The following is a 24087-nucleotide window of genomic DNA, read 5'->3' on the forward strand; positions in this document are numbered from 1 at the left end:
GGTGTGGCTCAGCGCGGCAGCATCGCCAGCTCGATTTTCGGGCAGCGGTCCATCACCACGTCCAGGCCGGCGGCGCGGGCCAGCCCGGCCGCCTCCTGGTTGACGATGTCGAGCTGGGTCCACAGACAACCGGCGCCGACGGCGACGGCCTCGCGCGCCAGCGCCACGATCTCCTCCGACCTGCGGAAGCAATCGACGATATCGATGCGCGCCGGCGCCACGGCGGCGGCGGCCTCGGCCAGGGTCGCGTGGCAGCGCTCGCCGAGGATCTCCTGGCCGGCGCAGGACGGATTGACGGGCAGCACGCGGTAACCGCGCACCTGCAGATAATCGGCGACCTGGAAACTGGCGCGGTGGGGTTTCGGCGACAAGCCGACCACGGCGACGATGCGGCTCTCTTTGAGGATGCGGGCGATGTCAGACATGATAATGACCGGGGAAGAGTGGAAAAGGCAACGACAGCGTAGCAGATTCCCCCGGCCCGGCGGCGCCACGCTCGCCGTTTCAGGCCCAGCCGGCCTTGATGGCGTCCATTTTTTCGACGAAGGCGCGGGCGCGCGCCGTCACGGCGGCGTAGTCGCCGTTCGCCGCCGGGCCGGTCAGGCTGCCGCCGATGCCGACCGCCAGCGCGCCGTTGGCGAACCACTCGGCCAGGTTGTCGACGCTGACGCCGCCGGTCGGCATCAGCGGCGCCTGCGGCAGCGGCGCGCGCAACGCTTTGAGGTAGGCCGGGCCGAAGGTTTCGGCCGGGAAGATTTTGACGAGGTCGGCGCCGGCTTCCAGCGCGGTGACGATTTCGGTCGGCGTCATCACGCCCGGCATCGCCAGCACCTGGTAGCGCTGGCACAGGCGGATGGTGTCGACGTTGACGCTCGGCGAGATGATGAACTGGGCGCCCGCGAGGATCGCCAGGCGCGCCGTTTCCGGGTCGAGCACGGTGCCCGCGCCCAGCAGCACGGCGGCGCCGTGGCGCTGGCGCAGGGTCTTGATGACGTCCAGCGTGCCGGGCGTGGTGAAGGCCACCTCCAGCGCGGTGATGCCGCCGGCGATGCAGGCTTCGGCCGCCAGCAGCGCGCCCTCGGGGTGGTCGGCGCGGACGATGGCGACCATGCGCCGCGCCATCACGGCCTGGAAAATTTCGTGTTTCAACATGGCTGGGTTCCGTTTCAGGGTTGCGGGGCGCCGAAGCGCGTTTCGGGCAGGCCGCGCACGCCGGACAGGAAGGCGTGGAACAGCGCGCCCGCCTGCGGCTGGTCGGCCAGTTGCGCCGGCGTCAGCGATTCCTGCGCGGTGGTGACGAAGAGTTCGGCGTAGTCGTCGCCGCCCAGGCAGACGCAGCTCGGCTGCGTCACCGGCAAGGGCAGCACGCGGTCGACGGCGCCGCCGGGCGTGTAGCGCACCACCCGCGCGGCGCCCCATTGCGCGCTCCACAGGTAGCCGTCGGCGTCGACGCTGGCGCCGTCCGGCGCGCCCGGCTTGCCACCCAGTTCGGCGCCGACGTCGGCGAAGACGCTGACGCGCGCGGCGTCGCCGCCGGCGTAGTCGTCCCAGCGGTAGATCAGCGGCTTCATCGAGTCGCAGAAGTACATCGCGGCGCCGTCCGGGCTGAAGCAAATGCTGTTGGCGATGGCCACCGGCGGCAGCGGCAGGCGCTCCAGGCCGAGGTTGTGGTTGAGCCGGTAGAAGCCGCCGATGGCGTCGCGGCAGGGGCGCTCGTCGAGCGTGCCGAAGACGAAGCGGCCCTGGCGGTCGCAGCGGCCGTCGTTGATGCGCGTCATCGGCAGCGCCGTCTCGACCGCGTGCACCGGCGTCACGGCGCCGCTGCGCAGGTTGAAGAAGGCCAGCCGCGAGGCCAGCCCGAGCAGCAGCACGTCGGCGTCGCCGGTCAGCGCGAAGCAGGCCAGCCGCTCCGGCATCGGCCAGTCCCGCGCCACGCCGCTGTCGGGCGCGTAGCTGTGCAGGCGCCGCCCTTCGATATCGGTCCAGAAGACCCGGGCGCTGCGCTCGCACCACAGCGGGCATTCGCCCAGGTAGTTGCCGGCGTCGACCAGTTGTTCGAGTTGCGTCATCAGCTGTTCCCCCATGCGGTCAAGGTGGTCGACGCCATCAATGCGATTCGCGCGGCACGGCCGAGCCGCGGCAGCCGACCAGGAAGTCCAGGTCGACGCCCTCGTCGGCCTGCAGCACGTGTTTGATGTACATCGACTGGTAGCCGCCGCGCATGGCCGGCACCGGCGCGCGCCACTCGGCGCGGCGCCGCTCCAGTTCCTCGTCGCCGACCTCCAGGTGCAGGCGCCGCCCCGGCACGTCGAGTTCGATCATGTCGCCGTCGCGCACCAGCGCCAGCGGACCGCCCATGGCCGCCTCCGGCGCCACGTGCAGCACCACGGTGCCGAAGGCGGTGCCGCTCATGCGCGCGTCGGAGATGCGCACCATGTCGGTGACGCCCTGCTCCAGCAGTTTTTTCGGCAGCCCCATATTGCCCACCTCGGCCATGCCCGGGTAGCCTTTCGGGCCGCAGTTTTGCAGCACCATGATGCTGTCGGCGTCGATGTCGAGGGCCGGGTCGTCGACCCGTTCCTTGTAGTGCTCGATGCTGGAAAAGACCACGGCGCGGCCGCGGTGCCGCATCAGTCTGGGCGAGGCCGCCGACGGCTTGATGATGGCGCCGCGCGGCGACAGGTTGCCGCGCAGGACAGCGATGCCGCCCTCGTCCTTGAACGGCACGGCCAGCGGCGTGATGACGTCGGTGTTGAAGTTTTCCGCGTCGGCGACGTTGACGGCCATGCTGGCGCCGGTCACGGTCAGCGCGTCGGCGTGCAGGCTGCCCAGCAGTTCGCGGATGATCACCGGCAGGCCGCCGGCGTAGTAAAAGTCTTCCATCAGGTACTGGCCCGACGGCATCAGGTTCAGCAGGCAGGGGATGTCGCGCCCCAGGCGGTCCCAGTCGGCCAGCGTCAGCTCGACGCCGATGCGCCCGGCGATCGCCAGCAGGTGCACCACCGCGTTGGTCGAGCCGCCGATGGCGCCGTTGACCATGATGGCGTTCTCGAACGCGTCCTTGGTCAGGATCTGCGACAGCGTCAAGTCTTCGTGCACCATGTCGACGATGCGCCGGCCGGTCAACTGCGCCTGCAGCTTGCGGCGCGCGTCGACCGCCGGAATGGCGGCGTTGCCCGGCAGCGTCACGCCGAGCGCCTCGACCATCGCCGCCATCGTCGACGCCGTGCCCATCGTCATGCAATGGCCGGTCGAGCGCGACATGCACGATTCGGCCTGTTTGAAGTCGGCCAGGCTCATGCGGCCGGCGCGCAAGTCTTCGGAAAACTTCCAGACGTCGGTGCCGGAGCCGATCGGCTTGCCGCGGTAGTTACCGTTCAACATAGGCCCGCCCGACAGCACGATGGTCGGCAGGTCGACGCTGGCCGCGCCCATCAGCAACGCCGGCGTGGTCTTGTCGCAGCCGGTCAGCAGCACCACGCCGTCGATCGGGTTGCCGCGGATCGATTCCTCGACGTCCATGCTGGCCAGGTTGCGAAACAACATCGCGGTCGGGCGCAGGTTCGACTCGCCCAGCGACATCGCCGGGAATTCGACCGGGAAGCCGCCGGCCTCCAGCACGCCGCGCTTGACGAATTCGGCGAGTTCGCGGAAATGGCCGTTGCACGGCGTCAGTTCGGACCAGGTGTTGCAAATGCCGATCACCGGGCGGCCGTCGAAGGCGTCGCTCGGGTAGCCCTGGTTTTTCATCCAGCTGCGGTGGATGAAGCTGTCCTTGTCGTCGCCGCCGAACCAGGCGTGCGAACGCAACGGCCGTTTTGCTTTGCTCATATTGTCTCTGTCGTTTGAATGGTGTGGGTGGGAAGCAGACCGCGCGCGCGCGCGATGGCCAGCGCGCCGAAGCCGGCCATGTCGGCCTGTTGCTCGTCGCTGACGACGACGCGTTTGCCGTAGAAAAAACCGTTTTCCTGGATCAGCAGCGCCAGCGCCTCGCGCAGCATGGTCTTGCCGGTGATGACGATCGGCGTGTCGGGCCGCATCTGGATGGCGCTGCTGTTCTTCAGCGCCAGCAGGTCGCCGCTGAGCACCGCGCCGAGCAGAAAGTTGGCGCGTTCGTTGCGTTCGGTGCCGGTGAACTGGCCCAGCGTGCGCACGCTGAAGCAGGCCCGCGCCAGTCCGGTCTTTTGCGCGGCGGCGGCGCCGGCCAGCAGCAGTTGCGGCGCCAGCGCGTGGGCGAAATCGGACTCCAGCGTTTGCGCGATCAGCGTGTGCTGGGTGATCGCCTGCAGCAGCTCGCCGGCGATGGTGGTGGCGCAGCCGGCGATGCGGTGGCGCTCGTCGACGCTGACCAGCTTGGTGTGCGAGCCGGGCATGATGAGCAGCGCGCGGCCCTCGACCCGCAGGCGCGCCAGCAAACCGATGACCTCGGTTTCCTCGCCGCGCATCATGTCCATCGCCTCGAAATTGTGCAGGCCGACCGGCTCGGCGTGGTTGCGCACGCCGGGAATCAGCCACAGGGGTTGGGCGAACACTTCCGGCATGGCCACCTTGACCATGCCCTGCGCCAGTTCGTCGAGGCCGGCCGGGGCCGCCAGGTGCGGCACTTCCAGCAGGCCCAGCGCGGAGGTGATCATGCCCGAGGCCAGCGCCAGCGACACCTCGGCCGGATCGACGCCGGCCTTGGCCAGCGCGCCCTGGATGGTGTCGCGCACCGCCTGCTTGAGGGCGTGGTTGTTGCCGTTGATGGCGGTGTCGCGCACGCCGGTCTCGACCTGCACCTTGGCGACCAGGCGGCCATCCTGCCACAGGGAGCTGCGGGTGTTGGTGGTCCCGGCATCAATGGTGACGATATTCATGAAGTATGGGTATCAGGACATGGAGAAGCCCCATGGTAGATCCGCGACCAATATCTTACCAATCAATTATTTGGCAAATCCGATACCGATTTTGATATGGTAGCGCGCCGTGATTTCCCTGCTATGATTTCCCGCATGGATACACTGAACCCCAATTGGTTTTTACGCGCCCGCCTGAAAACGCGGCAATTGTTGCTACTAATCGCCCTCGACGAACAACGTAACATCCACCGCGCCGCCGAGGAACTGCACATGACGCAGCCGGCCGCGTCGAAGCAGCTCAAGGACCTCGAAGACATGCTCGACGTCGAGCTGTTCGAGCGCCTGCCGCGCGGCATGCGCCCGACCATCTACGGCGAAACCATGATACGCCACGCGCGCATGGCGCTGACCAGCCTGTCGCTGGCGCACGAGGATATCGTGGCGCTGAAGTCCGGCCTGGCGGGACAGGTCGAGATCGGCGTCATCATGGCGCCGAGCATGTCGCTGCTGCCGCGGGCGATTTCGCGGGTCAAGGAGCAGTCGCCGCAACTGCGCATCGGCGTGCAGATGGAAACCTCGAACATCTTGCTGGAGCGCCTGCGCCGCGGCAGCCTGGACTTCATGGTCGGGCGCATCCTCGAAGACCAGCCCGACACCGACCTGCAATACGAGGAACTGGCCGACGAGCCGGTGTGCGCGGTGGCGCGCGTCGGCCACCCTTTGGTGACGGCGCAGGGGCTGACGCTGGAAGACATCGCCGGCGGCGCCTGGCTGCTGTCGCCCAAGGGCAGCGTGCTGCGCTACCGCTGCGACATGATGTTCCGCGGCGCCGGCCTGTCGCCGCCGACCAACGTCGTCGACACCACGGCGCTGTTGCTGATCAGCTCGCTGTTGCAGCAAACCGACAGCCTGCACGTGATGCCGGTGGAGGTGGCGCGCCACTACGTGTCGCTAAACATCCTGAGCATCCTGCCGATCGAGCTGCCGTGCCGGATGGACGCCTTCGGCATCATCACCCGGCGCAGCCACCTGCTGTCGCCGGGCGCGGGCGTGATGCTGGACGCCCTGCGCGTCGCCGCCGCCGAGATCTATTAGGGTTCCATGGCTGTGGACCTTCGCCGCCGGCAGCGTCGGCGGAAATGCCGAAGGGCCGCGGCTCTTGGTCGTAGACGGCGGGGAGTCACTCACGAAAACACCATGTCCTCGTTGCAGTTCGGCACGGCGAGGGCCACCTTCCAGGCCCAGCCCAACAGGTAGCCGCCGCCGCCCAGTACCGCAAATAATACCGATATCGCAAGCATGATTCACTCCTTAAATTAGCGCCGTAGGTCGGAAGAGCGAAGCGTAATCCGACGCCGAGCCGCCGCCGACGCCAGTCGGTTTGCTAGGTTCAGTTCTTGGACAGGTCGAACGATTCCTCCAGCGGCGTACGGTAATTTTTCACGGCCTCGACCGCCTCCGCGTGCACTTGCGCGCGCGTCCTGCCAACCGGTGCGGCCGCCGGGCGCTCCGCCTTGACCGCGGGGGTAGCGGCAACGGACACGTCAACGGCGGCGACGGGCATGTCTTGTTTGACCTTGGTGGTGTTGACGGCTTCGCCCGCCACCGCCAGGTTGGCCGACAGCAGGGAAACAAGCGCTATTGCGGGGAATGTGAGGTTCATGGCGATCTCCTTGTGGTTGCATGATTAAACCAGAATAGACCAAGTGGTTTAAACATGCAACCACAATCGTGAAATTTTTTCTTACTTCGACTCCGCCCCGTCCGCCGCAACGGGCGCCGGCAGCAAGGTCATGTCGGACACGCCTAGCGGCCTGCCGTCTTCCGACAGGACCTGTAATTTGGCCAAGGGTTTTTTGTTGAGGCGGTCGCGCAAAATGGTCGTCGGCTCGCCCGGTTCGTACAAATACTCCTCGCCCCACTGGCGCAGGGCGACCATGACGGTGACGAGGCTGCGGCCCTTTTCGGTCAGCACGTACTCCTGGTAGGCGCTGCCGTCGGACGCCGGGCGCATTTCCAGAATGCCTCCGGCGACGAGGTTGCGCAAACGGGTGGTAAGGATGTTTTTTGCCAAACCCAGGCGCTTTTGGAAATCGCCGAACCGGCGCACGTTGATAAACGCTTCGCGCACGATCAGCAGCGACCACCAGTCGCCGATGGCGTCGAGCGAGCGGGCCACCGGACAAGTCGCGTTATCCATGCATGTTCGCTTCACCATCCCGCGCTTCCTCCTTGACTATAGGCGCCCAGTCTACCAGACCTGGCCCCGGCGGCGGCAATGGCGGCGAAGCGAACTTACCAACGCTGATGCACGAACGGGGCGATGCGCTGCTGGTAAATGGCGCGCAGCGCGTCCATTGCGTCCACCGGCAGCGCGGGCAAGCTGCCGGCCGCGCTGTTGGCCGCCGCCTGCTGCGCATTCCGGGCGCCGGGAATGACGCTGCTCACGCTGTCTTCCATCAAGATCCAGCGCAGCGCGAACTGCGCCATCGTGGCGTTTCCCGGCACCAGGCGACGGATCTCTTCCACGACTTCCAGGGCAAGCTCATACGGCACGCCGGAGAAGGTTTCGCCCATGTCGAAGGCCTCGCCATGGCGGTTGAACGCGCGGTGGTCGTCGGCGGCAAACGCGGTAGCGGCGCTCATCTTGCCCGTCAACACACCGGAAGCCAGCGGCACCCGCACGATCACGCCGATGTCGCGCTTTTTCGCCTCCGCGAAAAACAGCTGGTTCGGGCGCTGGCGGAAAATATTGTAGATGATCTGGATCGAGGCCACGTTCGGGTATTCGATCGCCTTCAAGGCTTCCTCGACCTTTTCCACCGACACGCCGTAATGACGGATCTTGCCGGCCGTGACCATGCGGTCCATGACGTCGAATACTTCGGGACGGTAATACACCTCGGGTGGCGGGCAGTGCAGTTGGACCAGGTCCAGGCAATCCGTGTCCAGGTTGACCAGCGAGCGCTCGACAAAGGCGAGCAGGTTTTCCTCGTTGTAGCCGTCGGCCGCATGGGGCGACAGGCGGCGGCCGGCCTTGGTCGCCACATACGGTTTGTCGCCGCCGCGTTCCCTGAGCACCTCGGCAATGAAGCGCTCGGAGCGCCCGTCGCCATAGACGTCGGCCGTGTCGATAAAATTTGTGCCGGCGTCGAGCGCCGCATGCAGGGCCGCCTTGGCGTCGTCGCTGCTGACGTCGCCCCAGGCGCCGCCGATGGCCCAGGCGCCAAAGCCGATGTCGGAAATGCTGTGGCCGGTGCGGCCGAATGGTCGTTGTTTCATGTGTTTACCTTGTGATCAGGGCATCAACTGCCCGCCGTTAACTTCAATGATTTGCCCGGTGATATAGCCGGACAACGATGCCGAGGCGAGGAACAAAAATGCTCCAACGCACTCCTGCGGCAGGCCCGCGCGCCCCATGGGAATGCTGGCGCTTTGCGCGGCCATCATGGGTTCGGGCGTGTCGCGCACGTGGAAGGGCGTCAATATCAAACCGGGCGCCACCGCGTTGACGCGGATCTTGTCGGCCACGAACTCCTTGGCCTGGCCGCGCGTCAGGTTGCTGACAAAGCTTTTCGCCGCCGCATACAGCACGGCGCCGTTGCCGCCGCCATTCCTGCCGGCGATGGAACTGGTATTGATGATGAAAGCGCCGCCGGCCGCCTTCAGGTGCGGGTGGGCGGCGACGCTGGCCTGCCATACCGATTTCGCGTTCAGGTTCAGCACGTCGTCGAAATGCGCATCGGACGCTTGCGTGGTCGGCACGCGGCCCAGCATGCCGCCGGCATTGTTGATCAGTCCGTCCAGTCCGCCCAGCAGGCGCGCCGCGTCGTTCACCACGCGCGCCGCCGCGCCGGGCTCGGCCAAGTCGCCCTGCAGCAAGGTGATATGCTCGGGATACCGCGCGCGCAGCGCCTCGGCCGCGTCCCGGCTGGCGTTGTAGTGCAGCACCAGGCGCGCGCCTTGCGCCGCAAAGGCCAGCGCCACGGCCGCGCCGATGCCGGTCGAGCCGCCGGTGATCAGGATGCGCTTGCCGGCCAAATCGCCCAGCGTCATGTTTGCCAATTCGTTCACTTCCCCTCCCGTTTCCATGTTGTTGGAGACAGGATCGTACTGTGGATGCGTTGCGCCGGGATAAGATTTAGAATGAGCCTCATTCATTGAAATACTGAGCGAAATTCATCCATGTCCATTTTTGACCGTATCGAACTTGCCGACCTGCGGATTTTTCTCAGCATCATGCGCACGCGCAGCTTCAAGGCCGCCGCCATCCAGTTGGGCCTGACGCCGTCGGCGGCCAGCCATGCCATGCGGCGCCTGGAAGAACGGCTGGGCGCCAAGCTGCTGAACCGCTCCAGCCGCGCCGTGTCGCCCACCGATACCGGCCTGGCCCTGGCCGCCCGCCTGGAAGAAGGTTTCGACACCATCGGCCACGCGCTGGCCGAGATCGACGCGCCAGGGGCGGGGCGCTTCGGCGAGCTGCGCATCAATGTGTTCGCGGACGCGGCCCATCTGATGGTCGCGCCGGCGCTGCCCGAATTCGCCCGCCTGTGCCCGCACGTGAAGCTGACCGTGGTGGTGGAGGACAGGCCTATCGATATCGTCGCCGGCGGTTATGACGCCGGCATCCGCTATGGCGACTATGTGCCGGAAGACATGATCGCCGTGCCATTATCCGGCCCGCAACGCTGGGTGGTGGCGGGTTCGCCCGCTTATCTGCAGCGCCACGGCGTGCCGCAACGGCTGGAGGACCTGGCCGGGCACAGCTGTTTGCAATTACTGTTGGGAGACAATTCCAGTTATCGCTGGGAACTCAATAGCGCGGCAAGCGGCCAGAAACCGGCCAAGCGCGGCATCCGCGTGCCCGGCCTGATCACCATCAACGATACGGCCACCACGATCACCGCCGCCAAGGCTGGCGTGGGCCTGGGCTATCTGCTGGAAAGCCGCATCGCCCTGGAATTGGCCGAAGGCAGCCTGTGCGTGGTGCTGGACGAGCACGCGGCCCGGGGCGAGCCTTTCCATATGTATTACAGCAGCCGGCGGCACAACCACCCCGCCTTGAGGACGCTGGTGGACATCATCCGACGCCAGCAGTCTCTGGGCGAGTTGCGCTAGCTACACGCCGCCGGCCTGCACGCCCAGCCGGTACACCGTGGTTTGCCGGTACACCCGGCCCGGCCGCAGCACCACCGCCTCGGCGTTTGGCCCGTTGATCTGGTTCGGATACGCCTGCGCCTCCAGGCAGAAACCGTCGTGTATCGCGTACGGCGCCGCCCCCTTGCCCCGCACGCCGGCGAGGAAATTGCCGCTGTAAAACTGCAAGCCGGACTCGGTGGTCGACACCGTCAGCTCGCGCCCGGACGCCGGGTCGCAGACCCACGCCACTGCGCGCAGCGCGCCGGCCGGTCCCACGCAATAGTTGTGGTCGAAGCCCTTGAACTGCGCCAGTTGCGGCTCCGGCCAGCCCAGCCGCGGCCCGATCGGCGCGGCCTGGCGGAAGTCGAAGGCGCTGCCCGCCACCGCCTCCTCGCGGCCGTACGGGATGCACTCGCCGTCGATCGGCAAATAGCTGTCGGCGGCGATGCGCAGCAAATGGTCGCCGATGCCGGCGACGCCGCCGTTCAGGTTGAAGTAGCCGTGCGAGGTCAGGTTGACCGGCGTCGGCGCGTCGGTGCGGGCCTCGTAAGCTATGCTCAGGCTGCCGTCGTCGGCGAGCCGGTAGCGCACCTGCACTTGCAGGTTGCCGGGATAGCCGCCGTCGCCGTCGGGCGACTCGTGGCGCAGCAGCAGGCCGCCGTCCTCGGCTTGCACCCGCCACTGCGCCAGGTGCAGGCCGACCAGGCCGCCGTGCAGGTGGTTGGCGCCGTCGTTGCGGTCGAGCCGGTAGGTGGCGCCGTCCAATTCAAAACGGGCGCCGGCGATGCGGTTGGCGCAGCGTCCCACCAGCGCGCCGAAGTACGGCGCGTTGCCGGCGTAGCCGGCCTCGTCGGGAAAGCCGAGCAGCACGTCGGCGACCTTGCCGTAGCGGTCGGGCGCGTGCCACGAGCGCAGCGTGCCGCCGCGCGCGCTGATGGTAACGCGCATGTCGGCGCCGTTGCGCAGGGTGTAAAGGTGGTCGTCGGCGGTTGGGTTCAGTATGGTCATGGGCATGGTGGGCGTGGTCGTGGAAGGGGTGGCGCCGCCGCGACGGCGGCGGCTGGAATGTAAATGGCCGCCGCGGCGGCCTGCGCGGCGCGCTCCTGGTATTCGCGCGGCGTGCAACCGAGTTCGCGCTTGAACACCGCGTGCATGTACTGCACCGTGGTGAAGCCGCAGCCGACGGCGATGTCGGCGATGTTGCCCGGTTCGCGCGCCAGGATCGCCTTGGCGGCGTCGAGCTTGAAGCGCAGGATCTCGTCGTGCACGCTGCGCCCGAGCTCCTGGCGGAAGTGCGATTCCAGCGAGGAGCGCGACACGCCGACGTAGTCGGCCACCTGCTCGGTCTTGATGCCCTGGCAGGCGTACTGGCGGATGAAGTGGCGCGCCTGCATCACGTGCGGGTGCTGGAAGGGTTCGTGCCGGCTCGACGCCAGCACGTTCAGGCCGGTCGGCGGCACCAGGATGCGGGTGCCGTCCAGGCGCGCGCCGTTGAGCATTTGGTGCAGCAGGTGGGCGGCGGTGCGGCCCATCTCCTGCGCGCCCTGGATCACCGAGCTGAGCGGAATGCGCGTCAGCATGCGCGCCAGCGGGTCGTTGTCGATGCCGATCAACGCCACCTGCTCGGGCACGGCGATGCCGGCGCGCATGCAGGCCTGCATCAACTGGCGCGCGCGGGCGTCGCTGACGGCGATGATGCCGATCGGCTTGGGCAGGCTGTGCAACCACTCTACCTGCTGCTCGACCGCCTCGTCCCACGACGGCGCGCTGGTGCTCTGGCCGCGGTACACCAGCGGCTCCATGCGGTCGCGCCGCAGCAGGCTGCAAAAGGCCTTTTCGCGCTCCTGTGCCCAGCGGTTGACGTCCGCCTCGGGCAGGCTGAAACAGGCGAAGCGGGTCAGGCCGGCCTCGATCAGGTGCTCGTAGGCCAGCTTGATCAGCTTGAAATTGTCGGTCGCCACGTAGGGCACCCGCGCCGGGTAGTCGGCGCCGTCCTGGTAGGAGCCGCCGACGGCGACCACCGGCAGCGCGCTGCGCGCCAGCGCCCGGCACACGGCCGGGTCGTCGAAGTCGGCGATGATGCCGTCGCCGCGCCAGCGCTCGATGCCCGGCAGGCGCAGGCGGAAGTCCTCCTCCAGGTACAGGTCCCACGACACCCGCGTGGTGTGCAGGTAGGCGGCGATGCCGGCGATGATCTCGCGGTCGTACACCTTGTTGCCGTTGAACAGCAAGGCGATACGGTGCGCGGTCGGCATCTTCAGCATGCGGCTTTCTCCTGGTGGACTTCAGCGTCGACGTCAGCGCCGGCCCGAACGCGTGCTGACGTCGACCCACACTGCGACAGTCAGAATACTGCCTTTCACGATCATCTGCCAGTAGGTATCGACGTCGAGCATCGACATGCCGTTGTCCAGGCTGGCCATGACCAGCGCGCCGATCAGCGCGCCGTAGACGGTGCCGTAGCCGCCGCGCATCGAGGTGCCGCCGATGAAGCAGGCGGCGATGGCGTCCAGCTCGCTGAAGGTGCCGGCCGACGGCGAGCCGGCCGCCAGCCGGCCGGTGTTGATCAAGCCGGCCAGCGCGCACATCAGGCCCATGATGCCGAAGATCCACAGCTTGACGGCGCGCACGTCGATGCCGGACAAGCGGGTCGCCTCCATATTGCTGCCGACGGCGTAGATGCGCCGGCCGAAGACGGTTTGCGTGGTCATGTAGCTGAACACGCCCAGCAGCGCCAGCAGCATCAGCACCGGCAGCGGAATGCCCTCGTAGCCGTTGAGGGTGCGCACGAACACGAACAGCAGCGCGCCGATGGCCAGCACGCGCAACGCGTCGCGCCAGGCCGGCGCCTGCGCCAAGCCGTGCAGGGCGCGGCCGGCGCGCTGGCGCCAGGCCAGCCAGGCCGCCAGCGCGAACAGCGCCGCGCCCAGGACCACGCCGGGCGGCGCCGGCAGGTAGCCCTGGCCCAGTTGCACCAGGTCGTTCGACACCGGCGCCACGGTGATGCCGCCGGTGACGCCCAGCAGCACGCCGCGGTAGGCCAGCATGCCGCCCAGGCCGACGATGAAGGATGGAATGCCGCGGTAGGCGGTCAGGTAGCCGTTGAACAGGCCCAGCAGCAGGCCGCAGGCCAGCACGACGGCCAGCGTCAACGGCAACGGCAGGTGGTGCGTCACGTTCAGCACGGCGGCGACGCCGCCCAGCAGCCCCAGCATCGAGCCGACCGACAGGTCGATCTCGCCGGCGATGATGACCAGCACCATGCCGCAGGCCAGGATGCCGGTCACCGACATCTGCCGCAGCAGGTTCGACAGGTTGCGCGGGGTGACGAAGCCGCCCTCGGTCTTCCAGTAAAAAAAGGCCCAGATCACGGCGATCGCGATCCCCAGCGCCAGCATCTTGTACTGGCTGAACAATTGTTTGATATTGGTATGCTTCATGCCACGTCCCTGTTGCGCATCGGTGATTGGTCCAGCGCGGCGGCCAGTACCATTTCCTGCGTCAAATCCCGGTTGATAAAGTCGCCGCGCAAGCGGCCCTCGCCCATCACCAGCACGCGGTCCGACACGCCCAGCACCTCGGCCAGCTCGGACGACACCATGATGATGGCCACGCCCTGCGCCGCCAGCTCCAGCATCAGCTTGTAGATTTCGTACTTGGCGCCGACGTCGACGCCGCGGGTCGGCTCGTCGAGGATCAGCACGCGCGGCCGCGTCAGCAGCATCTTCGCCAGCACCGCCTTCTGCTGGTTGCCGCCCGACAGGCTGGTGATCGGCAGGCTGGCGCTGGCGGTCTTCAGCTCCAGCCGGGCGATCTGCGCGCGCACCGCGGCGCCCTCGGCGTTGGCGTCGACGCGGCTGTGGCGGGCGAACTGGCCCAGCACCGCCAGCGTGATGTTCTGGCCGACGTCCAGGTCCGGCACGATGCCATGCTGCTTGCGGTCCTCCGGCACCAGCGCCAGGCCGGCGCGGATCGCCTTCAGCGGCGTGTCGGTGTCGATGCGCCGGCCGTCCAGCCAGACCTCGGCCCGGCAGCGGCCCGGATAGGCGCCGAACAGCGCCGACACCAGCTCGGTGCGCCCGGCCCCGACCAGCCCGGCCACGCCGAGGATCTCGCCGCGGCGCAGCGTGAACGAGACGTCGTCGACGCGCTTGCGCCGCGGGTTGTCGACGTCGTAGCAGGTGACGTTGCGCGCCTCGAACAGCGGCTCGCCCGGCGTGTGCCGGGCCGGCGGATACATCTGGCTCATCTCGCGCCCGACCATCTGCGCGATGATGCGCTCGACGTTCATGTCGCGCATCGGCGTGGTGGCGATGTGCTGGCCGTCGCGGATCACCACGACGGTGTCGCAAATCGCCGCCACCTCGTCGAGCTTGTGCGAGATATAGATGCAGGTGACGCCCTTGGCCTTCAGCGTCATGATGATGTCGAGCAGCACCGCGATCTCCGACGCCGTCAGCGACGACGACGGCTCGTCGAGGATCAGCAGCTTGGCGTCCTTGTTGAGCGCCTTGGCGATCTCCACCAGCTGCTGGTGGCCGCCGCCGTAGTGCATCACCGGCAGCGCCACGTTCATCTCGGGGATCTTCAGCTCGCGCAGCAGCTCGTCGGCGCGGCGGTACATGGCCGGATAGTTCATGCGCCCGCCGGGCAGCGTCGGCTCGCGGCCCATGAAGATATTCTCGGCCACCGACAACTGCGGCACCAGCATCAATTCCTGGTGGATGATGACGATGCCGGCGGCCTCGGTGTCGCGGATCGACTGCGCCCGCAGCGGCTGGCCGCGCCACAGGATCTCGCCGTCCCAGGTACCGTGCGGATAGACGCCGGACAGCACCTTCATCAGGGTCGACTTGCCGGCGCCGTTCTCGCCGCACAGGCCGATGCACTCGCCGGGGCGCACCTTGATGTCGATACCGTTGAGCGCGCGGACACCGCCGAACTGCTTGACGATGCCCCTCATTTCGAGCAAATAATCGGACATGCTAAGCCTCTTGGAATATCGTGTCGTAGGTCGGATCAGCGGCACGCGTAATCCGACCATGTTGGCCGAAGCGCGACGCGCTGCTCTGGGCCAGCGTTGTCGGGTTAGCCACGCCGTGTAACGGGTTCCGGCCAACCCGACCTACGGAAATAGCGCCCCAGCCTTGCCGCCGTCGCTTACTGCGCGCCGAGCTGCGCCTTGGTGTAGAAGCCGTCGTCGACCAGGATGTTGATGTTGGCCTTGGTCAGCGGGGTCGGCTTGAGCAGCACGGTGCTGACTTTTTTCAGGCCGTTGTCGTAGCTCGAGTTGTAGGCCGGCTTTTCGCTGCGCGCCAGTTGCACCGCCAGCGTGGCCGCCTCCGAGGCGATGGTCTTGAGCGGCTTGTACACCGTCATCGCCTGGGTCCCGGCGATGACGCGCCTGACCGCCGCCAGGTCGGCGTCCTGGCCCGACACCGGCACCTTGCCGCTGAGCTTTTGCGCCGCCAGCGCCTGGATCGCGCCGCCGGCGGTGCCGTCGTTGGAGGCGACGATGGCGTCGATCTTGTTGTTGTTGGCCGTCAGCGCGTTCTCGACGATGGACAGCGCCTCCGACGCGCTCCAGTCCTTGACCCACTGCTGGCCGACGATCTTGATGTCGCCGCGGTCGATGAAGGGCTTGAGCACCTTCATCTGGCCTTCGCGCAGCATCTTGGCGTTGTTGTCGGTCGGCGCGCCGCCCAGCAGGTAGTAGTTACCCTTCGGCTGCACCTTGGTCACGCCCTCGGCCTGCATCTCGCCGACCTTCTCGTTGTCGAACGAGATATAGGCGTCGATGTCGGCGTTCAAAATCAGGCGGTCGTACGACAGCACCTTGATGCCGGCCTTCTTCGCTTCCTTCACCGTGTTGTTCAGCACGGTGGCGTTGAACGGCACGATCACCAGAACGTCGACGCCGCGCGAGATCAGGTTTTCGATCTGCGAAATCTGCCGCTGTTCGCTGGCGTCGGCCGACTGCACGAACACCTTGGCGCCCAGCTTCTCGGCCGAGGCGACGAAGAAGTCGCGGTCGCGGGTCCAGCGCTCGACGCGCAGGTCGTCGATGGAAAAGCCGATCTTCGGGTTCTTGGCGTCGGCGCTGGCGCTGCCGCTGGCGCAGGCCATCATCAGGGTCAGGGCGGACAGGACGGCGGTGCTGAGGATCTTGTTCATTACTGTGTCTCCTAGAGGATTTTTTTTAACTACGGATGCGACGGGTGAAAACGGTTAGTGGTTGTGCCGCGGCAGCGCCTGCCCCACGGCGCGGTATTGCAAGGCCAGTTCCAGGCAGGCGCCGCTTTCCAGCTGGCCCACCGTGGCGCGGTAGATCTCTTGCCACGGCGTCTGGCTGGGCGGCACCGGCGGCCGCGGCTCCCGATGGCGCTTCTCCAGCTCGGCGGCGTCGACCAGCATGTCGCAGCGGCCCTGGTTCAGGTCGATACGGATGGTGTCGCCGCTGCGCAGGTAGGCCAGGCCGCCGCCGGCGGCGCTTTCCGGCGACGCGTTGAGGATCGACGGGCTGTCCGAGGTGCCGGACTGGCGGCCGTCGCCCAAGGTCGGCAGGTTCATCACGCCGCGCTTGAGCAGCGCGTCCGGCGGCTGCATATTGACCACCTCGGCCGAGCCGGGCCAGCCGATCGGACCGCAGCCGCGCATCACCAGGATGCTGTTCTCGTCGATCTCCAGCGCCGGGTCGTTGATGCGGGCGTGGTAGTCGGTCGAGCCGTCGAACACCACCGCGCGCGCCTCGAACACGCCCTCGCTGCCGGGCTTGCTCAGATAGCGCGCGCGGAACTCCGGCGAGATCACGCTGGTCTTCATGATGGCGAAGTCGAACAGGTTGCCGCTCAGCGCCAGGAAGCCGGCGCGCTGCTTCAGCGGCGCCGCGTAGCGGCAAATCATTTCGCGGTCGCCGCTTTCGCGCCCGGCCAGGTTGTCGGCCATGCTCAGCCCCGTCACCGTGGGACGCCCGGCGCGCAGCCGGCCCGCTTGCAGCAGCTCCCACATCACGGCCGGCACGCCGCCGGCGCGGTGGAAGCGCTCGCCCAGGTATTTTCCGGCCGGCTGCATGTTCAGCAGCAGCGGCACGTCGTAACCGTATTCCATCCAGTCGCTTGAGTGCAGCGCGACGCCGGCGTGGCGCGCCATCGCCATCAGGTGCGGCTGGGCGTTGGTGGAGCCGCCGATGGCGGCGTTGACGACGATGGCGTCGAGGAAGGCGTCGCGCGTCAGAATGCTCGACGGGCGCAGGTCCAGCCGCGCCATCTCGACGATGCGGCGCCCGGTTTCGTAGGCGATCTGGCCGCGCTCGCGGTACGGCGCCGGAATCGCCGAACAGCCGGTCAGCGACATGCCCAGCGCCTCGGCCAGCGCGTTCATGGTCGACGCCGTGCCCATGGTGTTGCAGTGGCCGGCCGACGGCGCCGACGCCGCCGCGATTTCCAGGAATTTCGCGCCGTCGATTTCGCCGGCGGCCATCTGGCGCCGGCCCTTCCAGATCGCCGCGCCGGAACCGACCAGTTCGCCGTCCAGCCAGCCGTCCAGCATCGGCCCGCCGGACAATACGATGGCCGGAATGTCGACCGTGGCGGCGGCCATCAGCTGCGCCGGCGTGGTCTTGTCGCAGCCGGTGGTGAGCACCACCGCGTCGATCGGATAGCCGTGCAAAATCTCCACCAGGCCCAGGTAGCTCAAGTTGCGGTCCAGCGCGGCGGTCGGGCGGCGGCAGTTCTCGAAGATCGGATGCAGCGGAAATTCCATCGGAATGCCGCCGGCGTCGCGGATACCGTCGCGCACCCGCTTGGCCAGTTCCACATGGATGCGGTTGCACGGGCTGATGTCGCTGCCGCTCTGGGCGATGCCGATGACCGGCCGGCCCGAGCGCAGCTCCGCCGCCGTGACGCCGTAGTTCATGAAGCGCTCCAGGTACAGCGCCGTCAGGTCGATGTGGTCCGGGTTGTCGAACCAGTCCTGCGAGCGGTAGCGGCGCGCCGCCTTGAGGTCGGCGTCCTTCACGCGCCGTACCAGCCGGCGTCGACGAAGTAATTGCGGCCGGTGCACTTGGCGGCGTTGTCGGAGGCCAGGAACAGCGCCAGCGCGGCGACGTCCTCCGGCTCGACGCGCTCCTGCAGGCACTGGCCGGCGAGGATTTGCAGTTCGGCCTGCGGCGTGTGCCACAACTGCGTCTGGCGCGGCGTGCGCACCGCGCCCGGGATGATGCAGTTGACGCGGATGCGCTGCGGGCCGAGGTCGCGCGCCAGGCCGCGGGTCAGGCCCTCGATGCCGGCCTTGGCGGTCATGTACAAGGTCAGGTTGGCCTGCGCCAGGTGCCAGGAGATCGAACCGAGGTTGAGGATCACGCCGCCGCCGGCCTTGTGCATCGCCGGCGCCACCGCCTGCGCGCAAAAGAACTGGTGGCGCAGGTTGACGGCGATGCGCTCGTCCCAGTAGGCCGGGGTGACGTCGGCGACCTGGTGGCGGTCGTCGTTGGCGGCGTTGTTGATGAGGATATCGATCGGGCCGACGTCCTTCTCGATGGCGGCGAAGGTGGCCGCCAGCTGGTCGAGGTCCATCAGGTTGCAGTGCCTAAAAGCGGGCGGGTACGCCAGCGCGCCGAGGCGGTTGGCGAGTTCTTGCGAGGCGGCGTCGGCGATGTCGAGGAAGACCACCTGGGCGCCCTGCAGGGCGAAGGCTTCGACGATGGCCGAGCCGATGCCGGTGCCGCCGCCGGTGATAACGACGCGCTTGTGCGCCAGGCTTGAATAGCTTGCGTAAATCATGATGTCTCTCGTGTTTTATGGTTGGTTGATGCGCTTCGTTTGCGAGCCGGCGCGCCGCCTAATTGAGCAGGCCGCGCCGCGCCAGGCTGGCATACAGCGCGCGCACGCCCAGCGTCCAAGCCGGTATCGCGTCGCAGCGCCGGACGTGGTTGACCAGCGCGCCCAGCGACGCGGTGGCGATGGTGACGCGGTCGCCCAGGTGGTGGGTGAAGCCGGCGCCGGCGGCGTCGCGGTCCTGGATCGGCGAGAACATGGTGCCGAGGAAAAGCATGAAGCCGTCCGGGTATTGGTGGTGGCTGCCGTACGCCTGGCCGGCCAGGTCGAGCGGGTCGCGGCTGATTTCGCGCATGAAGCTGGCGCCGTCGAGGCGGAAGCCGTCGTCGGCGCCCTCGATGAGCAGCGTCACTTCGGCGTTGCGGATGGTGTCGAGCGTGAAATCGCCGTCGAACAGGCGGATGAAGGGGCCGATCGCGCAGGAACCGTTGTTGTCCTTGGCCTTGCCGAGCAGGAGCGCGCTGCGGCCCTCGACGTCGCGCAGGTTGACGTCGTTGCCGAGCGCGGCGCCGCGTACCCGGCCGCGGCTGTCGACCGCCAGCACGATCTCCGGCTCCGGGTTGTTCCATTGCGAATCCGGGTGCAGGCCGACGTCGGCGCCGCAACCGACGGCCGACATCGGCTGCGACTTGGTGAACACCTCGGCGTCGGGGCCGATGCCCACTTCCATGTACTGCGACCAGGCGCCGCGCTGTTGCAGCTCCCGCTTCAGGTTCAGCGCCGCCGTCGAGCCGGGACGCAGCGCCGACAGGTCGGCGCCCAGCGTCGCTTGCAGGGCGCCGCGCAGCTCGGCGGCGCGGGCGGCGTCGCCGCCGGCCTGCTCCTCGATCACGCGTTCCAGTAGGCTGACGGCGAAGGTGACGCCGCAGGCCTTGATCGCCTGCAAGTCGCACGGCGCCAGCAGCAGCGGCGCGCCGGATTCGGGCTGGGCCAGCAGCGCGTTGTCGAGCAGCGCCAGCACCGAACCGAGCGACTCGCCGGGGGCGTGGCGGGCCAGCGCGACCGGGTCGGCGCTGTCGAGCAGGTCGGCCACGGTGGGCGCCGCCGCCGTGATGTCGAACACCTCGCCGGCGCGCACCGCCACCACGCACGGGCCGTCGACGGGGGCGCCGCGCCAGACCCGGCCTACCAGGACGGCGTGGTGTGAATCGGCGGGTAACAACGAGGCGGCGGCGATAGCTTGCATAGACTTTCCCATGTGCGGTTGAAGCGGCTTGAATGATCGGACCGGAACGATTCTGCGCGCAGCGGGCGGGTGCCGCAATTATGAAAATCACCAATCCGGCTCATGATTATTGCGGGCGCAAAAGGGCCGGGGACGGGCGAAAAAACGGCGGGGAATAAGGAATGGAGGTGCCGCGGGAACACGCGGAAAACCGGCGGCAAAGAACCGGGTTCGGACCTTCAGGTCCGAACCCGGCTTTTGCAACCGGTTTTGATGTTGCTAGACGACGCCGCTCGGAAAGAGCCAAGCAGGGCCAAGGGCCGGCGTCGCCGCTACGGCATTAGAACCAGGCTTCGACTTGCAGGCCGAACGAGGTGCCGCTGGTCGAGCCGCCGAACACGCCGGTCGACGACAGCGTGCTGCCCTTGTTGCTGATATCGGCGGCTTTTTGCGCGGCGTCGTTCCACTTGGCGTAGGTAACGAAGGCGCGCAGTTCAGGACGGGCCCAGAAACCCTTGCCCTGCGTCAGCGCTGGCGCGAAGGTGACCTTGGTCAGCTTCTGCGTTTCGCCGCCGTTGCCCGGCTTGACGGTGTCGTGGCCGAAGTCGACGATCAGCTTGACGTTTTCGTTGATCGCGTAGACCGGACGCACGCCGACCGAGGTCCAGGTGGAGCTGGCGCCGTTGTCCTTGTCGCGCTGCCACAGGCCAACCAGCGAACCGCTGAACTCCGGCGTGATTTGCCAGATGATGTTGTCGAAAATGCGGGTGCGCTTGACGTCGGACGAGGCGCCGGTGTCGGTGCCGCCCATTTTGATGCCCGAGCCGCTACCGTATTGCAGCGCCAGCGTGTTGTCGCCGCCCAGCAGCTTGTCTTGCTTGTGCACCACCGAGAACGACCAGCCGTCTTCGACGCGCTTGGCGTCGTTGTCGTTTTTCTGGTCGCCGCTGATGATGGTCGCGTCGAGTTTCAGGGAGCCGCCCGGATTGACCGGAATGCCTTCGTAGATGAAGCTGTGGCGGGTCGCCGCGACGCTCTGGTTGATGTCGTTGCGGAACAGCGCGTAGCTGAACTTGCCCGGGCCCATCGCGATACCGGCGATACCGCCGCCGACGCCGTCGCCGTGCAGGTATTTGAAGTCAAGCACGTGGATGTCGGGACGGTCGTAGAAACGCTTGCCGATCCAGGCCGTGGAGCCTTGCAGGAACGGCACGTTCTTCGCTTCCACCATCATCTGCGCCAGTTCCAGCTTGTTGTCGCTGCCGACGTCCGAGGTCGGGCTGTAGATCGAGGTCATGACGGTGCCGACGAAGCTCGAACCGTTGGCCGATTTCGCCAGTTCCTTGGTGTAACCGAATTCGCCGTACAGGTCGCACTCGTTACCGAAACGGTATTTCGGTACGCCCTCCAGGCCGAAGCAAGCCTGGCTGCCGCCAGCGTCGTTGCTGCCGACGCCGGCGCGGAAGTAACCGCTAAATGTGCCTTCGGCGTCACCGGCGTGGGCCGTGGTTGCGCAGCAAGCCAGGGCGGCGGCGACGGCTAAGGTTTTTTTGAACAGTTGTTGCATGTAAAGTCTCCTGCGAATCTAGGTTATAAAGTCCTGTGGACTGTTTTTTGACGACGCTTTTACTGCGGGGGGTACGAGTGGCCCGTTACGCTTTCAGGGAACAAGAGCGCTTCGCACCACCAGGCACTACAAAAAACGTTAAAACAGCTGGCGCCAAGGAGGGATTGCTCCCTAGCACCAGCCCGCGTCGACGATAAACTCTTGCGATGTGCACATGGCGCTATCGTCCGCCGCCAGGAACATCACCATCGAAGCGATGTGCGCCGGCATCAGCTTGCCCGGCAAACACTGGTTCTTCTTAATCTCTACCTCGGCCGCGTCGTCGACCCACAGCTCGATCTGGCGCTCCGTCATCACCCAGCCCGGCGTCACCGTATTGACGCGGATGCCGTGCGCGCCCAAGTCGCGCGCCAGGCCGCGGGTCAGGCCCACCACCGCCGCCTTCGAGGTCGCGTAGGCCGGATAACCGCCGCCCTTGACGTGCCAGGAAATCGAGCTGACGTTGATGATCGAGCCGCCGCCCTTGCGCTTCATGCCCTCCAACACCGACTGGCAGGTGAAAAACATCGGCCGCTGGTTGATCGCGATGCGCTCGTTCCAATACTCCACCGTGACGTTCTCGAGCTGGTGGCGCTGGTCGTTGGCGGCGTTGTTGACCAACACGTCGAAGTCGCCGATGCGCCCGGCCAGCTCCGCCATCACCGCCTGCAGGGCCGGGATGTCGGTGATGTCGCAATGGCGGAACAGCGGCGCCGTCGCGCCGTGCGCCGCCACCTGCGCGCACAGCGCCTCGCTACACTCGACGGCGATGTCGACGAAGGCCACCAGCGCGCCCTGCGCCGCGAATTCGCGGACCAGGGCAGCGCCGATACCGCTGCCGCCGCCCGTCACAAACACCCGCTTGCCCTTCAAACTGGCGTAACTGGCCATCTGGCTCATGTTCTTGCTCTCCATGTTCTTATTCCCGTACCAGCTGGCCGTCGCGGCGGCGCCAGGCGCCGTTGCCGGCGGCATCGCGCAGGGCCGGCGGCAACAGAGCCTGGTCCAGGTTCTGGTACGACACCGGGCGCAGGAAACGCTGGATCGCCGCGGTCCCGACCGAGCTGCTGCGCCCGTCCGAGGTGGCCGGAAACGGCCCGCCGTGCACCATCGCCGATACCACCTCGACCCCGGTCGGGAAGCCGTTGGCCAGGATGCGGCCGGCCTTGCGCTCCAGAATCGGCAGCAACTGGCGGGCGGCGTCGACGTCGCCGGCGTCCATCTGCAAGGTCGCCGTCAACTGCCCCTCCAGGCTCTCGGCGATCTGGCGCATCTGCTCGGGGTCGCTACAGGCGACCATCAGCGTGGCCGGGCCGAAGATTTCCTCCGACAACGCCGGGTCCGCCAAGAATGCCGTGCCACTGGTAAGAAACATGGCGGGCTGGCCTTTGCCGTCGGCCTGCCCGGGCGCCGCGTCCAGCAAAGCGGACACGTCCGCATGGTTCGCCAGATGCCGCACGCCGCGCTGATAGTTGCCGGCAATCGCCGGTGTCAGCATGGTTCCCGCTGGAGCGCCGCCCAGTGCCTGTTTGGCGCTGGCGCAAAAACGCTCGAAATCCTGCCCCTGGATGCCCAGCACCAGGCCGGGGTTGGTACAGATTTGTCCTACCCCCATTGTAAGCGAATTGATAAGACCAATTGCGATTTCATCGCCCCTGGCGGCCAATGCCTGTTGTAATACGAACACAGGGTTAATGCTGCTCATTTCCGCGTACACCGGGATCGGCTGCGAGCGAGCGGCGGCAATCGCCATCAAGGCCATGCCGCCGGCGCGCGAGCCGGTGAAGCCGACGGCCTGGATTGCCGGGTTGCGTACCAATTCTTCGCCGACCGCGTTGCCGACCCCGGTCAACAGGGAGAAAACGCCGGCCGGCATGGCGCACTCGCGCACCGCCAGCTGGATGGCGCGGCCAACCAGTTCGGACGTGCCGGGGTGGGCCGGATGGCCTTTGACGACCACCGGGCAACCGGCGGCGAGGGCGGCGGCGGTGTCGCCGCCGGCCACCGAAAACGCCAGCGGGAAGTTGCTGGCGCCGAATACGGCGACCGGGCCGAGGCCGATCATGCGCATGCGCAAATCGGCGCGCGGCGGCGTGCGCCGCGGCAGCGCGCTGTCGATGCGGACGTCGTTCCACGAACCTTCGCGCAACAGGTCGGCGAACAGCTTGAGCTGGTTGACCGTGCGGCCGCGTTCGCCTTCAAGGCGGGCGCGCGGCAGGCCGCTCTCGGCCATCGCGCGCACGATCAAGTCGTCGCCCAGCGCGACGATCTGCGCGCCGATGGCTTCCAGAAATGCGGCGCGCGCCGCGTCGGCGGTGGCGCGGAAGGCGTCGAAGGCGCCCTGCGCGGCGGCGCACGCGGCCGCGATCTGGCCCGCCGACACCGTGTGGAAGGGCGGCTCGATGGACGCGCCTCTGGTGGGGTCGAACGCCAAAAAGGAAGCGCCGCTTCCCGTCACGCCGTCGCCGCCGATTAAGGCCTGGCCTGTAATATTCACTGTTGTTC

At 67.3% G+C, this 24087-nt stretch carries 22 protein-coding genes; 2 read left to right on the plus strand and 20 right to left on the minus strand.

Annotation, left to right across the window (positions count from 1 at the left end):
- Positions 1-8: 8 nt before the first annotated feature.
- From JANGC3_RS0119240 to JANGC3_RS0119260, 5 genes are all read right to left on the minus strand, one after another.
- Positions 9-425, minus strand: coding sequence for a CoA-binding protein (locus tag JANGC3_RS0119240; RefSeq protein ID WP_017878121.1), 417 nt, complete (start codon positions 423-425; stop codon positions 9-11).
- Between the two features lie 79 nt (positions 426-504).
- Positions 505-1152, minus strand: a complete 648-nt coding sequence (locus tag JANGC3_RS0119245; protein ID WP_017878122.1) for a bifunctional 2-keto-4-hydroxyglutarate aldolase/2-keto-3-deoxy-6-phosphogluconate aldolase — start codon at positions 1150-1152, stop codon at positions 505-507.
- A 14-nt stretch (positions 1153-1166) separates the two neighbouring features.
- Entirely contained in the window at positions 1167-2069 is a 903-nt protein-coding gene (locus JANGC3_RS0119250) for an SMP-30/gluconolactonase/LRE family protein (protein ID WP_157406756.1), read from the minus strand.
- Positions 2070-2106: 37 nt separating this feature from the next.
- Entirely contained in the window at positions 2107-3831 is a 1725-nt protein-coding gene (araD, locus tag JANGC3_RS0119255; RefSeq protein WP_017878124.1) for an L-arabinonate dehydratase, read from the minus strand.
- A complete protein-coding gene (locus JANGC3_RS0119260) occupies positions 3828-4856 on the minus strand; it encodes a 2-dehydro-3-deoxygalactonokinase (RefSeq protein ID WP_017878125.1) in 1029 nt (342 codons plus the stop codon). The genes araD and JANGC3_RS0119260 overlap by 4 nt, the downstream gene beginning before the upstream one ends.
- A 135-nt stretch (positions 4857-4991) precedes the next feature.
- Between JANGC3_RS0119260 and JANGC3_RS0119265 the strand changes: the two genes are divergently transcribed.
- Positions 4992-5933 carry a LysR family transcriptional regulator gene (locus tag JANGC3_RS0119265; RefSeq protein ID WP_026133196.1) on the plus strand — a complete coding sequence of 314 codons (942 nt, stop codon included), beginning with the start codon at positions 4992-4994 and terminating at the stop codon, positions 5931-5933.
- Positions 5934-6228: 295 nt separating this feature from the next.
- Here JANGC3_RS0119265 and JANGC3_RS0119275 read toward each other — a convergent pair whose 3' ends face one another.
- The 4 genes from JANGC3_RS0119275 to JANGC3_RS0119290 all read right to left on the minus strand — a co-directional run bounded on the left by JANGC3_RS0119275 (position 6229) and on the right by JANGC3_RS0119290 (position 8894).
- Positions 6229-6501 carry a hypothetical protein gene (locus JANGC3_RS0119275; protein ID WP_017878128.1) on the minus strand — a complete coding sequence of 91 codons (273 nt, stop codon included), beginning with the start codon at positions 6499-6501 and terminating at the stop codon, positions 6229-6231.
- Between the two features lie 81 nt (positions 6502-6582).
- A complete protein-coding gene (locus JANGC3_RS0119280; protein ID WP_026133197.1) occupies positions 6583-7056 on the minus strand; it encodes a winged helix-turn-helix transcriptional regulator in 474 nt (157 codons plus the stop codon).
- 77 nt (positions 7057-7133) lie between these two features.
- A complete protein-coding gene (locus JANGC3_RS0119285) occupies positions 7134-8120 on the minus strand; it encodes an aldo/keto reductase (RefSeq protein ID WP_017878130.1) in 987 nt (328 codons plus the stop codon).
- A 15-nt stretch (positions 8121-8135) separates the two neighbouring features.
- Entirely contained in the window at positions 8136-8894 is a 759-nt protein-coding gene (locus tag JANGC3_RS0119290; protein WP_081612018.1) for an SDR family oxidoreductase, read from the minus strand.
- A gap of 129 nt (positions 8895-9023) precedes the next feature.
- On the opposite strand from JANGC3_RS0119290, the gene JANGC3_RS0119295 reads away from it, so the two are divergent.
- Positions 9024-9956, plus strand: coding sequence for a LysR family transcriptional regulator (locus tag JANGC3_RS0119295; protein WP_017878132.1), 933 nt, complete (start codon positions 9024-9026; stop codon positions 9954-9956).
- On the opposite strand, the gene JANGC3_RS0119300 is transcribed toward JANGC3_RS0119295, so the two are convergent.
- From JANGC3_RS0119300 to JANGC3_RS0119350, 11 genes are all read right to left on the minus strand, one after another.
- Positions 9957-10985, minus strand: coding sequence for an aldose epimerase family protein (locus JANGC3_RS0119300; protein ID WP_017878133.1), 1029 nt, complete (start codon positions 10983-10985; stop codon positions 9957-9959). It abuts the gene before it with no gap.
- Positions 10982-12241: a XylR family transcriptional regulator gene (locus JANGC3_RS0119305; RefSeq protein WP_017878134.1), complete on the minus strand. Its 1260-nt coding sequence runs from the start codon at positions 12239-12241 to the stop codon at positions 10982-10984. Before JANGC3_RS0119305 ends, JANGC3_RS0119300 begins: the two co-directional genes overlap by 4 nt.
- 33 nt (positions 12242-12274) lie before the next feature.
- The gene (locus JANGC3_RS0119310; protein ID WP_017878135.1) at positions 12275-13417 is read right to left on the minus strand and encodes a sugar ABC transporter permease; all 1143 of its coding nucleotides are present in this window, start codon (positions 13415-13417) and stop codon (positions 12275-12277) included.
- Positions 13414-14961 carry a D-xylose ABC transporter ATP-binding protein gene (gene xylG / locus JANGC3_RS0119315; RefSeq protein ID WP_017878136.1) on the minus strand — a complete coding sequence of 516 codons (1548 nt, stop codon included), beginning with the start codon at positions 14959-14961 and terminating at the stop codon, positions 13414-13416. Before xylG ends, JANGC3_RS0119310 begins: the two co-directional genes overlap by 4 nt.
- Before the next feature lie 176 nt (positions 14962-15137).
- Positions 15138-16106, minus strand: coding sequence for a D-xylose ABC transporter substrate-binding protein (xylF, locus tag JANGC3_RS0119320; RefSeq protein WP_442789068.1), 969 nt, complete (start codon positions 16104-16106; stop codon positions 15138-15140).
- 99 nt (positions 16107-16205) lie between these two features.
- Positions 16206-17993, minus strand: a complete 1788-nt coding sequence (locus tag JANGC3_RS0119325) for an IlvD/Edd family dehydratase (RefSeq protein WP_017878138.1) — start codon at positions 17991-17993, stop codon at positions 16206-16208.
- On the minus strand, positions 17990-18757 hold the full coding sequence (locus tag JANGC3_RS0119330; RefSeq protein ID WP_017878139.1) for an SDR family NAD(P)-dependent oxidoreductase: 768 nt from the start codon (positions 18755-18757) through the stop codon (positions 17990-17992). The genes JANGC3_RS0119325 and JANGC3_RS0119330 overlap by 4 nt, the downstream gene beginning before the upstream one ends.
- A 58-nt stretch (positions 18758-18815) precedes the next feature.
- Positions 18816-19997: a fumarylacetoacetate hydrolase family protein gene (locus tag JANGC3_RS0119335; protein WP_017878140.1), complete on the minus strand. Its 1182-nt coding sequence runs from the start codon at positions 19995-19997 to the stop codon at positions 18816-18818.
- Positions 19998-20316: 319 nt separating this feature from the next.
- Entirely contained in the window at positions 20317-21543 is a 1227-nt protein-coding gene (locus JANGC3_RS0119340; RefSeq protein ID WP_017878141.1) for a maltoporin, read from the minus strand.
- A 171-nt stretch (positions 21544-21714) separates the two neighbouring features.
- Positions 21715-22497 carry an SDR family NAD(P)-dependent oxidoreductase gene (locus JANGC3_RS0119345; RefSeq protein ID WP_409031220.1) on the minus strand — a complete coding sequence of 261 codons (783 nt, stop codon included), beginning with the start codon at positions 22495-22497 and terminating at the stop codon, positions 21715-21717.
- A gap of 4 nt (positions 22498-22501) precedes the next feature.
- Complete coding sequence (locus JANGC3_RS0119350; protein ID WP_017878143.1) at positions 22502-24079, minus strand: aldehyde dehydrogenase (NADP(+)); 1578 nt, start codon at positions 24077-24079, stop codon at positions 22502-22504.
- Positions 24080-24087: the final 8 nt, after the last annotated feature.

It is taken from the genome of Janthinobacterium sp. CG3 (genome assembly GCF_000344615.1).
GTDB lineage: Bacteria > Pseudomonadota > Gammaproteobacteria > Burkholderiales > Burkholderiaceae_D > Janthinobacterium.